At 62.6% G+C, this 13,486-nt stretch carries 11 protein-coding genes; 6 read left to right on the forward strand and 5 right to left on the reverse strand.

What is annotated here, in order from left to right:
* The first annotated feature begins 2 nt into the window (after positions 1–2).
* The 4 genes from AWB74_RS16170 (at position 3) to AWB74_RS16185 (ending at position 4,802) form a co-directional block, all read left to right on the forward strand.
* The gene (locus AWB74_RS16170) at positions 3–809 is read left to right on the forward strand and encodes an enoyl-CoA hydratase/isomerase family protein (protein ID WP_061147760.1); all 807 of its coding nucleotides are present in this window, start codon (positions 3–5) and stop codon (positions 807–809) included.
* 29 nt (positions 810–838) lie between these two features.
* The gene (locus AWB74_RS16175; protein WP_061147761.1) at positions 839–2,566 is read left to right on the forward strand and encodes a GMC family oxidoreductase; all 1,728 of its coding nucleotides are present in this window, start codon (positions 839–841) and stop codon (positions 2,564–2,566) included.
* A 95-nt stretch (positions 2,567–2,661) separates the two neighbouring features.
* Entirely contained in the window at positions 2,662–4,038 is a 1,377-nt protein-coding gene (locus AWB74_RS16180) for an MFS transporter (protein ID WP_061147878.1), read from the forward strand.
* Positions 4,039–4,100: 62 nt separating this feature from the next.
* Positions 4,101–4,802, forward strand: coding sequence for a sterol desaturase family protein (locus AWB74_RS16185; RefSeq protein ID WP_061147762.1), 702 nt, complete (start codon positions 4,101–4,103; stop codon positions 4,800–4,802).
* Here the strand turns inward: AWB74_RS16185 and AWB74_RS16190 are convergent.
* From AWB74_RS16190 to AWB74_RS16210, 5 genes are all read right to left on the reverse strand, one after another.
* A complete protein-coding gene (locus tag AWB74_RS16190; protein ID WP_061147763.1) occupies positions 4,799–5,719 on the reverse strand; it encodes a LysR family transcriptional regulator in 921 nt (306 codons plus the stop codon). The two genes, AWB74_RS16185 and AWB74_RS16190, sit on opposite strands and share 4 nt — an antisense overlap.
* Before the next feature lie 392 nt (positions 5,720–6,111).
* Positions 6,112–7,104, reverse strand: a complete 993-nt coding sequence (locus AWB74_RS16195) for a D-2-hydroxyacid dehydrogenase (protein WP_061147764.1) — start codon at positions 7,102–7,104, stop codon at positions 6,112–6,114.
* Between the two features lie 18 nt (positions 7,105–7,122).
* Entirely contained in the window at positions 7,123–7,833 is a 711-nt protein-coding gene (locus AWB74_RS16200; RefSeq protein WP_061147765.1) for a GntR family transcriptional regulator, read from the reverse strand.
* A gap of 33 nt (positions 7,834–7,866) precedes the next feature.
* Positions 7,867–9,780: a TRAP transporter large permease gene (locus AWB74_RS16205; RefSeq protein ID WP_061147766.1), complete on the reverse strand. Its 1,914-nt coding sequence runs from the start codon at positions 9,778–9,780 to the stop codon at positions 7,867–7,869.
* Positions 9,781–9,815: 35 nt separating this feature from the next.
* On the reverse strand, positions 9,816–10,844 hold the full coding sequence (locus AWB74_RS16210; protein ID WP_061147767.1) for a TRAP transporter substrate-binding protein: 1,029 nt from the start codon (positions 10,842–10,844) through the stop codon (positions 9,816–9,818).
* A 244-nt stretch (positions 10,845–11,088) separates the two neighbouring features.
* On the opposite strand from AWB74_RS16210, the gene AWB74_RS16215 reads away from it, so the two are divergent.
* Together AWB74_RS16215 and AWB74_RS16220 are read left to right on the forward strand one after the other, a co-directional pair.
* Entirely contained in the window at positions 11,089–12,570 is a 1,482-nt protein-coding gene (locus tag AWB74_RS16215) for an NAD-dependent succinate-semialdehyde dehydrogenase (protein WP_061147768.1), read from the forward strand.
* 12 nt (positions 12,571–12,582) lie between these two features.
* Positions 12,583–13,407: an HpcH/HpaI aldolase family protein gene (locus tag AWB74_RS16220; RefSeq protein WP_061147879.1), complete on the forward strand. Its 825-nt coding sequence runs from the start codon at positions 12,583–12,585 to the stop codon at positions 13,405–13,407.
* The last annotated feature ends 79 nt before the right edge of the window (positions 13,408–13,486 follow it).

Here is a 13,486-nt window from a genome sequence, read left to right on the forward strand (position 1 = left end):
CCATGACCGATTTGATCCATCACGGCCAAGCACTGCTAAAGGACCTCGACGGCTTCTCGATCGAGATAGACGCCGGGCGCGAGCGCGCCGACATCATCCTGCATCGCCCGCCGTTCAACGTGATCTCGATGCACGCGCGCGACCAGTTGCGCGCCGCGTTCGAGGCGCTCGACGAAGACGATCGGGTGCGCGTAATCGTCGTGCGCGCGAAGGGCGAGCACTTTTCGAGCGGCGGCGACATCAAGGGCTTTCTCGAAGCTTCGCCCGAGCATGTCTCGAAGCTCGCCTGGAATATCGCGGCGCCCGCGCGCTGCTCGAAGCCGGTGATCGCGGCCAATCGCGGTTTCTGCTTCGGCGTGGGCTTCGAGCTGTCACTTGCGTGCGACTTCCGCATAGCGACCGAGACCACGTTCTATGCACTGCCCGAACAGAAGCTCGGGCAGATTCCGGGCTCGGGCGGATCGGCGCGGTTGCAGCAGATGGTCGGCGTCGGCAGGACCAAGGACATCGTGATGCGCTCGCGCCGCATACCGGGCAAGCAGGCGTACGAGTGGGGCATCGTGGTCGAGTGCGTGCCGGATGCGGAACTGGAAACCGCCACCGACGCACTCGTCAACGAGTTGCGCTCGTTCTCGCCGCTCGCGCAACGCACGGCGAAGAAGCTGCTCAACGATTCCGAAGATGCGCCGCTCTCGATCGCGATCGAACTCGAAGGGCATTGCTATAGCCGTCTGCGAACCTCGGACGATTTCCGTGAAGGCGTCGAAGCGTTCCATGGCAAGCGCAATCCGGTGTTCCGCGGTTCCTGAGAAGCCAGCAAGAGAGGAGGAGACAGGCAATGGAACGTTTCGACTACGTGATCATCGGTGGCGGATCGGCGGGATGCGTACTCGCGCATCGACTGTCGGGGGTGCCGTCGCTGCGCGTCGCGTTGGTCGAGGCGGGCGCGGATACGGCACCGGGCGCGGTGCCCGCGCATATCCTCGACAGCTATCCAATGCCCGTCTTTTGCGGCGATACCTACATTTGGCCGGATCTGAAAGCGAGGGCGACAAAGACATCGGCGCCGCGCGTGTATGAGCAGGGCCGTGTGATGGGCGGCGGGTCGAGTATCAACGTGCAGTCGGCGAATCGCGGCCTGCCGCGTGACTACGACGAGTGGGCCGCGAACGGCGCGCCGGGCTGGGCATGGGACGACGTGCTGCCATATTTTCGCAAGCTCGAGCGTGATGTGAATTTCCCCTCTGGGGAGTTGCATGGCAGCGATGGTCCAGTGCCGATCCGCCGCATCATGCCGGAAGACTGGCCCCCATTCTGTCACGCGTTCGCCGATGGTCTGCGCGCGAACGGCTTCGCCACCTTGCAGGACCAAAATGCGGAGTTCGGCGATGGCTTGTTTCCAGGGGCGTTCTCCAACATCGACGACAAGCGCGTGTCTACCGCTGTCGCGTACCTCGACGAAGCGACGCGTAGGCGGCCCAATCTCACTGTGTATCCGAACCTGCGTGTCGAGCGAATCGTGATGGAAGGGACCGCCGCTCAGGGCGTGGTCGCGGTGGCGTCCAACGGCGAGCGGGTGCATCTGGACGCCGATGAGGTCGTGGTCTGTGCGGGCGCGCTCCAGTCGCCCGCGTTGCTGATGCGCGCTGGCATCGGCTCAAAGCATGAGCTCCGCGAGCTCGGCATTGGATGCCTCGTCGACCTGCCCGGCGTCGGGCGCAATCTGCAGGATCATCCGTCGCTCACCTTCTGCCATTTTCTCGAACCGCGCTTTCGTATGCCGCTTTCCCGGCGTCGCGCAAGCATGACAGCGGCTCGTTTCACGTCGGGCGTTGATGGCGGCGAATCGTCGGATATGTATTTGTCGAGCGCGACGCGTGCCGCATGGCATTCGCTCGGCAACCGGCTTGGTCTCTTCTTTCTCTGGTGCAACCGGCCGTATTCGCGCGGCCGCGTGCAACTCGTTTCATCCGATGCAGCGGTCGCACCGCGTGTCGAACTCAATTTGCTCGACGATCAACGCGACCTCGACCGGCTTGCGGTTGGCGTACGGATGCTCGCGAAGATCGTCGCGGCATCGGGCCTCGGACACGATCAGCGCGATTTCTTTCCCGCGGCTTTTTCGCCGCGCGTGAAGGCGTTAAGCCGTGTTGGCGAGGGCAACGCGCTGCTGACTTCGATGCTCGGCACGCTGCTCGATACGCCCGCGCCGATCCGCCGTCTGCTGATAGAACGCTTTTTCACGCGCGGGCTCAGGATCTCCGAGCTACTCGCCGATGAACGCGCGCTCGCGGATTTCATCCGCGCGAACGTCTTCGGCGTATGGCATGCGAGCGGAACGTGCCGCATGGGCGACGCGCACGAGCGAAGCGCCGTGACCGACACCGAGGGCCGAGTGCACGGAACGCGAGGCCTGCGAGTCGTTGATGCATCGCTGATGCCGCGGTTGCCTTCGGCGAATACCAATATTCCGACCATCATGATTGCCGAGAAGATCGCCGACGCAATGGTCACGAGACGCGCAGGCAGCGCATTGACAACGACGCCGCTCGCCGCCGCGCGCTGACAAGTTTCTTTAACGGCAATAAGAGCACGCCACAACAACGTGCCTTCAACACGGGATCGATCGAGAGATGGCCCGGTGAATTCAAGGAGATGGAAATGTCCGTAGCAGCGCAAAATGGCGCCGCCGCACCCGCTGTCGATCAGCGACAGGTGATGGGGGCAGTGGTAGCTTCATGTCTCGGCTGGGCACTGGATCTGTTCGATCTGTTCGTGCTGTTGTATGTCGCGCCAGTGGTGGGGCGTCTTTTCTTCCCCTCCGAGCACGCGATGCTTTCTCTCGCCGCCGTCTATGCATCGTTCGCCGTGACACTGCTGATGCGCCCGCTCGGCTCCGCGCTCTTCGGTTCTTACGCCGATCGCCGTGGCCGTAAAGGCGCGATGATCATGGCGGTGGTCGGTGTCGGCCTGTCGACGGCCGCGTTCGGCCTGCTGCCGACCGTCGCTCAAGTCGGCCTGCTCGCGCCGATTCTCTTCCTCTTGCTGCGCCTCATCCAGGGCGTGTTTGTCGGCGGCGTGGTTGCTTCCACGCACACCATCGGAACGGAATCCGTCGCGCCGAAGTATCGCGGCGCGGTGTCGGGACTGATCGGGGGCGGCGGGGCGGGGCTCGGCGCGCTGCTCGCGTCAGTAACGTTCCTCGCGATGTCGGCGCTTTTCCCCGGCGATGCATTTGACGTATGGGGCTGGCGCTGCATGTTCTTCACCGGAATCATCAGCTCGGTGCTTGGTCTCTTCGTGTTCAACAGCCTCGAAGAGTCGCCGCTGTGGAAGAAGCTCGCCGCCGAAAAGGCTGCGAAGGCCGCCGCGCAGGTCAAGAGCGCGCCCGTCGAAGTCGTGCGCTCGCCGCTAAAGACGCTGTTCTCGCGCGACTATCGCAAGATCCTTTTCGTCAACCTGCTCCTGACGATCGGAGGCGGCAGCGGCTACTACCTGACATCGGGCTACCTGCCGACGTTCCTGAAGGTAGTTAGCCACGCCCCCAACGGTGCGGCCGCGGCGATCCTGATGGTCTGCAGCATCGCGGTTGTGATCGCATCGATCGCGGCAGGGCACCTCAGTACGTTCATCGGCCGCAAGAGTGCGTTTGTGTGGATCGGGCTGATCCGGCTCGTCGCGTTGCCCGCGCTCTTTTTGCTGCTGCCTACCGCAGACAGCATCATGATGGTCGGCGTCTATGCAGTCCTTCTCAGCGCGCTCGGCAGCGCCGGCTATGCGCCGATCCTGATCTTCCTGAACGAACGCTTCCCGACCTCGATCCGCGCGACCGGCACGGGCCTGTCCTGGAATATCGGCTTCGCGATCGGCGGAGTGATGCCGACGGCCGTGTCGCTGGTGGCGAAGGACGCGAGCCAGTTGCCGATGACGCTAGCCATCTTCGTCGGCGCGATCAGCGTGATTTTCCTCGTGGGCGCATTCGTCGTGCCCGAGACGCTCGGCAAGCTCGAAGCCGGTTCCGCGCGCAGTCAATCCTGAGTCATTGGGCATAACGGCGGACGCCAATGGGCGCACGCCTTTCACAACAGCCGGAGACATCGATGAAATATGAAGAAGACGTTCGTGCGCGTTCCTACAAGTTCCGTGACGAGTATGTCAATGCCACGCCATGGTGGTATCGCGGCGAAATGCACCTCGGTTTCACATTGCTTTTCACTGGCGGCGTGATCGTGTATTGCCTGATGCAGCTTCATGCGCCAACGCTCGCCGAATGGCTGGCGGTCATTCCGCTCTTTCTGTTCGGCAACTGGGCGGAATGGGCGGCGCACCGCTACGTGCTGCATCGTCCGACGAAGTATTTCAGCATGATCTACAAGCGCCATTGCGCGGTCCATCACCGGTTCTTCACGCATGTGACGCTTGAATACAAGGGCCACCGTCACTGGCGCGCGCTGCTGTTTCCGCCTTTCGCGCCGGTTGCGTTCGTGCTGGCGGCCGTGCCGTTCGCGCTCCTGATTGGGTTCGTATTCTCCCGCAACGCAGGCTACATCGCGCTCTTCACGATGGCGGCGTATTTTCTGATGTACGAGGGCCTGCATACGCTCTCACACTTCACCGACAGCCCGTTCCTCGACCGAGTTCCGCTCGTCAACACGGTGCGGCGCCTGCACGCCACACACCACGATCCCGAAGTGATGGCGACACAGAACTTCAACCTCACCTTCCCGATCTGCGACACGCTCTTTGGCACGCGCAGCGACGTTCCGAGTAGTGCGCGCGAACCGTTGGAACGCGGCCGCTAAGCCCCTTGTTTCCCCAAAACACCCGTCGTCACGCGCTTTATCTCGTCAGTGATAATCGTGATGAGCGCCTGCGCCGCGGGTCCGATCGGCCGCTTCGGATGCGTGACCTGGATTATGTGCCGCACGATCGGCGGAGATGTGATCGTGTGAGCGCGCAGCGCGCCTTCATCCACCTTGCGCTGCACGACCACGCGTGGCAGGATCGTCGCGATGTCTCCCTGCTCGACGAACTGCACAATCGAGCTGAGCAGATCGACCTCGAACTTCGGCTTGATGACGATATCCGCGGCCATTAGCGCGGCGTCGAGCGCTCCGCGCAGGCCGTTGCGCCGCGTTGGCAGTACGAGTTCTACCCCGGAGGTATTCGCGAGATCGATCTCCTGCGGCAACTCGACGCCATGTACGGCACTCGTCACGAGCACCATTTCCTCGACCAGCAACGGCTCGACATCAAGCGCGAGGCGACCGCGCGGCTTGTTGATGATCGCGGCATCGAGCCGGCCTGCCTCGACTGCATCGATGAGCTGTGCGCTGAAGCCGTCGGCCACCGATACCTCGACTTGCGGAAAGAGCGCGTCAAACCTCGCGAGCGACTCCGGCAAGACGCTTTCTGCTTCCGACGCCACCATTCCGAGCAAAACGCGACCTGTGACGATCACGTCGCGCCGGCTCAACTGCTCGCGCGCATGCTCAATGTCGCGCATGATCGGCGTGTACAGGCGATACATAAGGCGCGCCGCATCGGTCGGCGCCATGCCGTGCGGGCCGCGTTCGAAAAGCGTCTGTCGCAGTTCGGCTTCGAGCTTCGAGATCTGCATGCTGAGAGCGGGCTGCACGATATTGAGCCGCTTGGCCGCGCGCGTGACCGAGCCATCCTCGAAGAGCGCGATGAAATACTGGATTTGCTTGAGGTCCATGAGGCCCGATCGAGGTGGCAAAGCCGGAGACTACGAGTGTAGCCACAAGTCGCAGCGTGCGTGGGTTCAAAATCGGCGGCGGCTGGCGCGCCGATCCGCCTGTCGAGCCGAGGCCGCGCTGAGCGGCGCTTGATTGTGAGGTCACGCAGATGGCAACGCTAACGACCCGGTCGGCGCGCGGATTTCCCCCGCGACGCCGTCACAGAAACCGCGCGGATTCTTTGGCTTATGCGCGGTATTCAGGCGATTCTGCGGCTGTTTCTGATTCTGTCGATTACGATGTACCTGGCCGGAGGCGCGGTCAATGCAAGCACGCGAACGCGTTCATCGATGAGCGAATCGTTTTATTTCTGTGCGGTGACTGCTCATCGCCGGCTCTCTGCCGCGGCTACTTACTGCGATGCTGCTCTCAGTGAGCCTGAAAGGGCACGCAACACTGCCTCGTCAAGTTTGGCTCTCAGCGCCGCGTAATGCTGTTCGATGCCTTGCGTGAGCTGTGTAACTAGCCGCTGCATCGCCACCTGAGTCCGCCATGCGACATGGGGAGTCACGATCAGATCGGTGCGCGCGCTGGTCAACAGCGGATGATCGGCCGCCGGCGGTTCCTGCTCGAGGACGTCGAGCGCGGCATTCGCTATCAGCTTGCGGTCGAGCGCCTCCATCAGCGCCCGCTCGTCGACGATACCGCCGCGTGCGGCGTTCACGAGTGACGCGCTGCGCTTCATTCGGTCAAATTCGGCGAGACCGAACAGATGCCGCGTTTCATCGGTAAGCGGGCAATGCAGGCTGATCACATCCGCTTCGCGCAGCACCTCGTCGAACGCAGCGTAGCCCTCGCGCACCACCGTGGCGTGCCTGCGCTCGGCGAAGATCACACGCATGCCGAACGGGCGGGCCAATTCGGCGAGTCGCTTTCCACCGTGACCGGCGCCGACGATGCCGAGCGTCGATCCGTGCAGATCCTTGATCGGATGCAGTTCAGCGTAGAAAGTGGGTGACCCGCTCCAGCCCCCATCATAGACGTCGCGCCAGTAAGGAACCAGGTTTCGGCGCAGCGCGAGCATCAGTGCGAACGCGTGCTCCGGCACGGAGATCGTCGAATATCCCGGACACGCGACCACTTCGATGCCTCGTTGGCGGCATGTTTCCATATCCAGATGATTGACGCCCGCGGCCGGCACGCCGATCAGTTCCAGTTGCGGCAACTGCGCGAGCACGTCGCCCGTCAGCGGCACCTTGTTGGTCACGACGATCTGCGCGTCACGGCAGCGCTCCACCACCTGTCCCGGCGTCGTGGACGGATATTCGACCCACCGATGCGCAAAGGGAAGATCGGGTAGATCAGTGGACAGCGTCGCGCGGTCCAGAAACACGATGGTTTTCAAAAAGCTACTCCAAGTTCATTAACGTTCGGACGGGCTGGTGGACACGGTGTCGAGCATGCGTTTCTTTCCGGTCTGCACGTGATTCTCGAAAGCCTGTGCAGCCGCATCGGCCTGACCCGCACGCAGCGCTTCGAAGAGTTCGCGGTGTTCCTTCGAGGAACGCTGCATTTGCGCGAACGAATACACGCCCTTGTAAATGTAAAGTGTCAGTTCGTCTTCGACAGCCTGGTTGATCGTGATCAGCCGCGGATTCTTGGTCGCGGCCATCAATTGACGATGAAACTCGGTGTTCAGGGTTTGATACAGATGGCTGCTGCGCTCAGCAACGGCGGAATTCATCTGGTCAATGAGAAGGCTCAGCAGATGCTCCTCGTCGGTGGTCAGACGGAGCGCGGCGAGACGTCCCGCCGTGCGCGCGAGCCCTGCTCGAATCTCATAGAGATCCATGGCTTCTTCGAGCGATAGCCGCCGAACTTCGGCGCCCCGATTGGGGACGATTCGAACGAGTCCCGCCTGCTCGAGCGAGCGCAGGGCCTCGCGCGCCGAATTGCGGCCGACGCCGATCTGGTTTGCGAGTGCTTGCTCATTCACACGTTCACCGGGGCGCAAGTCCCCCCGCTGAATCATGCCGCGCACCTGTTCGCGAATGTCGTCGAGCTTCGACGCGATCACCTCAGGCGCGCGCGCGTTCACCTTGCCGTTCGCTTCATTGTTAAACGCGTTTTTCATGTCCGTTGCCCTTTCTGTGCCATTCAAAACCTTTTATTTTGCTTGCAGAAAACCTGTCGATACCCACGGTACCAGCACTATCACGACGAGGGCCATCGCCAAAGCCCCCAGATAGGGCCAAACGCGGCGCATTGCGGTTGACGGATCGACCTTGCTGACCGCGCACGCCGCGTAGAAGCCGAGGCCAAGCGGTGGCGCGAACAGGCCCAGTCCCATGGCGAATACCACGACCATTGCATAGTGCACGTCGGAGATACCCATCGCACGCGCGATCGGAAACAGGAGCGGTCCGAACAGTACGATCGCAGGAATGCCTTCCAGAAAGCTGCCGAGTATCACGAACGTAATGGCGGAGATCGCCAGGAAGCCGAGCGAGCCCCCGGGCGCTGCCATCATAAGGGACGCGAGTTGCGCGGAGAATCCTGACTGCGTGAGGGCCCATCCCATCGCCGTTGCGCAACCGATGATAATCAGGATCGCGCCGGACAGCGAGGCCGACTCCACCAGAATAGGATAGAGCCGGCTCCAGTCGAAGCGGCGGTACAGTAACAAGCCCGCCGCGCAGGTGTAAGCGACACCGATCGTCGCCACTTCCGTCGCGGTCGCGATCCCTTCGACCACCGCGGCCCGGATCACGAAGGGCAGCGCGAGCGCAGGTAGCGAGACCAGAAATGCGCGGCCGATCTCGCCCCGGGAGGCCCGTTGCACGCCTCGCAGGATTTCACCGCGGCTTTTGAACCAGACGACCGCCGCCAGCGCTACCGCGCCGACCACGGCCGGCATGAAGCCACCTGTGAACAGGGCCGCAATCGAAACGCCGGTGACCGAACCAATGGTGATCAGCACCAGACTGGGCGGAATGGTTTCCGACATGGCCGCCGAGGAACTGAGCATGGCGACGAGGTCGCCTTCATTCGCGCCGCGCTTTTTCATTTCCGGGAACAGGCCCGGCGCAAGCGCGGCCATATCCGCCACCTTCGAACCGGAGATGCCGGACACCAGGTACATGGCGCCGATCAGCACGTAGGCGAGGCCGCCGCGCTTATGCCCGATCAGCGAGGCGAGGAAGCGGATCATCGCTGCGGCGAGACCCATCGCTTCCATCAGCGCACCGAGCAGGATGAAGAGCGGGACGGCGAGCAGGATCAGGCTGGACATCCCCTGATTCATGGTGCTCACGACAATCGACAACGGCGCGCCGGTGACGGTTGCGAGATAAGCAAACGTGCACACGCCAAAGGCAACCATGATGGGCACGCCGAGACAGATGATCGTAATCACGCCGACGGCGAAGAAAAGAATCAGGCTGACTGCCGTCAGTGGCGCGAGTGCTTGCCGTGCAACGTAGAGCGCAATCGCGACCCCGCCCACCAGTGCGACCGCCTTCACGCAATCGCGCAGCGACGCGCGTTCCAGCAACCGGGTAATGGCGAGCACGAGCATCAGCCCGGCCGCCACGGGAATCGCGGCCGCGGAAACGGTGTTCGGCAGCTCCAGCGCCGGCGTACTGATGATCCACTCGTCCATCGCCCACTCGGTCGCCGGCCGTACCAGCAGCAGTACGAACGTCATCACGATGATATTTCCAAGTGTTTCCGCAAACGCGCGGCTTTGCGGCGACATTCTGGCGACGAACATCGTCAGGCGCATATGTTCGCCGCGCCGCAACGCCACCACCGCGCCGAGCATCGACAGCCAGATGAACAGGATCGACGCGAGTTCGTCACCCCAGATCAACGGATCCCGCAGCACGTAGCGGCAGGTAACGTTAGTGAGCAACAGCACGACCTCGGCCACCAGCAGCAACGCGGCGGGCACTTCGGTGATCCACTTGATGGCCGTTTCCAGTGCGTTGCCGACGCGCACGACCTTCGATGTCGCATGTCGGTCTTTCGGCGCGCCGATGTCGTGGGCGAACACCTGCTCGGGATGAACTCGGGAAGTCATGACTTGCTCTCCGGAAACTCTTCGATGGTCCGCGTTCATGCGAACTTCTGCGTGTACTTTTCGAGCAACGCCCAGGCTTCATCGCCGTATTTCTTGCGCCACTGATCGTAAAAGCCGGCTTTTTGGAGCGAGGCGCGGAACGGCTGGATATCGGGCTTGTTGAACGCCATTCCGTGCGATTGCAACTTGTCGATCAACGATGTGCTCAGTGCGGCGACGTCCGCGCGTTCAGCCACTGCGGCCGCATTCAGGTGTTTCGCCACAATGGCCTGCAAGTCCGGCGGCAGCTTGTCCCAGGACCGGGCGTTGGCGAGAAACCAGAAGCCGTCCCAGATATGGCCGGTCAACGAGCAGAACTTCTGGACTTCATAGAAGCGTCCGGTTTCGATCAGCGCGAGGGGGTTTTCTTCTGCATCAACGACCTTGGTTTGCAGCGCCGAATATGCCTCGCTGAAGTTGATGCTGGTGGGCGAGGCATCGAGCGCCTTGAACATCGAGGTCCAAAGAGGGCTGACCGGCACGCGGATCTTCAGACCTTTAAGGTCGGCCGGGCTCTGCACTGGCTTGACCGAGCTCGTGAGATGCCGAAAGCCGTTGTCCCACGGTTTTTCCATCGCGACGAGCCCGACTTTCGAGATCGCCTTGCGGATGTGGCTCCCGAGCTCGCCGTCCATTGCTGCCCATACCTGGTTGTAATCCTTGAACGCGAAGCCGATGCCGTTGATCGCCGAGACCGGCGCGAGCGTCGACAGCACCACGCCACCTTGGGTAAGGAAGTCGATGGCGCCCGATCGAACCTGCGACAGCATGTCGGTATCCGTGCCCATCTGACCGTTCGGGAAAATCTGCAACTCGACCCGGCCGCCGGTTTCCTTCTTGATGGCGTCCGCGGCTTCTTTCGCGCGAACGTTGAGCGGATGGGACAGCGCGAGGTTGTTCGCGTACTTCAGCTTGAACTGCGCTGTCTCTGCCCGGGCGAGCGACGGCAAGGCGCCGGTTCCCGCCGCCGCCACCGTGGCGGCTCCGAGCGTTTGAAGAAAGGTACGACGGGAATACGAACTCATTTTCGTCTCGCTCCATGGAAAGGAAATTCTGGATGACCCGTTCGGCGGCGCCTGCGGCGCTCTTCTTGTGGCCATCGGCTACTGAAAGTGCATGCGACAAATCAGCTTTCGCTGACACAAACTATAAAAGTGTTGACACTTTGATGTCAAGGTGTTGATATAAATAAAAGAGTGCATGCAAGAGACCTCCCGGGAATGCACCTACAAACCGGGAACATCCGCGATACCCGTCAGGAGGAAGCAAATGGAACTAGAGGCGCATTACCGCGAGCACGGCTTGCTGCTCGGAGGCCGATGGCAAGCCGCGAGGGCTGACGACGGCCAGCTTTCGATCAATCCGGCGACGGAACAGCGGCTGGGCTATATGCCGCTGGCGACGCAGGCGCAGGTCACCGAGGCCGTCGACGCCGCGACCGAGGCCTCGGCCGCAATGCGCAAGCTCACGCCATGGGAGCGCTCAGCGCTGCTGCGCCGGGCGGCGACGCTCATCCGCGAACGCGCGCCGCAGCTCGCGCGAATCGTGGCGCTGGAAACAGGCAAGCCGATCGCACAGGCCGGTGGGGAAGCCCACGCGTCCGCTGAGTCGATCGACTGGTTCGCCGATGAAGCGCGCCGTGTGTTCGGCATCTCTTATGAAAGTCGCGTCAAGGGTGGACGGTATCTGGTGCATTACGAGCCGCTCGGGGTGGTCGCCGCCTTCACGCCCTGGAATTTCCCGCTGCTGCTGCTGGCCCGCAAGATGGGCCCGGCGCTGGCCGCCGGCAACGCGATCGTCATCAGGCCGTCAAACGAAGCGGCCGGCGCGACGATGGCGCTGGTGCGCTGTTTTGTCGATGCCGGTTTCCCCGAGGGCGCAGTCAATCTTGTGATCGGCAAAGCCGACACCATTACGCCGACGATCATGGCCGACCCGCGCGTGGCAAAAATCAGCTTCACCGGCTCGGTGCCTATCGGCCGTCAGATCGTCGAAATGTCCGCGCAGACCCTCAAGAAGGTCACGATGGAACTCGGCGGCCATGCGCCCGTCATCGTGCATCGCGACGCCGACATCGGCGCTTTTGCGCACCTCGCGTCGCTGGGCAAGTTCCGCAATGCCGGCCAGGTTTGCGCGTCGCCGACACGTTTCTACATTCATGAATCAATCTTCGACAAGACCGTGAAGGCGCTGGTCGAGCGCTCCAGAGCGCTTCGGGTCGGCGATCCGTTGCAGCAGAACACCGATCTGGGTCCGCTGACCACGTCGAAGCGCCGCGACGCGATCGAACGTCTTGTCGACGAAGCCGTGAGTGAAGGCGCCAGCGTGCTATGCGGTGGCCGGCGCCCCGCGGAATTCGGTCGCGGCTGGTTCTACGAGCCGACACTCGTCGCCAATCCCGCTTCGCACATCGGCCTGATGAACGACGAACCGTTCGGCCCCGTCGGGACGCTCACCCCGTTCACGACGATGGACGAAGTCATCACCGAGGCGAACCGGCTGCCGTTCGCGCTCGCGGCGTATGTCTTCACGCGCTCGATGCGCAACACGCTGGAAACCACGGAGCGTCTGCAGGCCGGCGTGGTCGGCGTGAATACGTTCGTGGCGTCGACGGCGGAGACGCCATTCGGCGGCAGCAAGGACAGTGGGTTCGGACGCGAAGGCGGACCGAACGCGATCCGCGACTACATGGACACCAAATTCATCAACCTGGAACTGGCGAACGACGAGCCGCTCGACGCCACCGCCTGAATGGGATCGATCATGCGAAGCATCAAGAATCACGCGAAAGCGCAACTCGCCGCGGGTGAACTGGCCCTCGGCATGGGGCTGCGCCAGGCCCGCACCGTCGACATCGCGCAGATCGCGCAGACGGCGGGTTTCGACTGGCTGTTCATCGATATGGAACACAATTCGATGGACATCGACACGGCCGCGCAGATTTGCGCCGCCGCTCTGGTGGGCGGTGTGACGCCGATCATCCGCGTGCCGGGACACGAGCCGTTCCACGCCACTCGACTGCTCGATACCGGCGCGATGGGCATCGTGGTGCCACACGTGAGTACGCCCGAACAGGCCGCGCGAATCGCGGACATGTGCCGCTTCCCGCCTGCCGGCGGACGGTCGATCCCCGGCATGTTGCCGCAGGTCGGCTTTCAGGCTCTTCCGATCGCCGATGTGGTTCGCGCGATCAACGAAGAGGTGCTGGTCGTGGCGATGATCGAAACCCGCGAAGGGCTCGAAAACGCCGACGCGATCGCCGCCGTGCCGGGCATTGACGTGCTGCTCGTCGGCGCGACCGATCTTGCGGCGGATCTCGGTATCACCGGACAACTGGGCCATGTGCGTGTGGCGGCTGCCATCGACGCCGTGTGCGCCGCATGTCACCGGCACGGCAAGGTGCCGGGCGTGGGCGGCGTGTACGACGAGGCACTGATGACCGCTTACGTGCAAAAAGGCGCGCGTTTCATTCTCAGCGGCTCGGATCTTGCGTTCCTGATGACGGGGGCGAAGTCGCGTTCGCAGATGTTGCGTGCCATCCCGCTCGGCCAGGCCGAACAAGACATGGCTCAACGCAAGGCGTCCTGATCGGACAAGGAGGAAACACAGTGAATCCCGAATACGCAAGCAATCTGGTCAACCGGCGCGACCTGAAACCCTATTTGAA

This window comes from Caballeronia arvi (genome assembly GCF_001544695.2).
GTDB classification, from domain to species: domain Bacteria; phylum Pseudomonadota; class Gammaproteobacteria; order Burkholderiales; family Burkholderiaceae; genus Caballeronia; species Caballeronia arvi.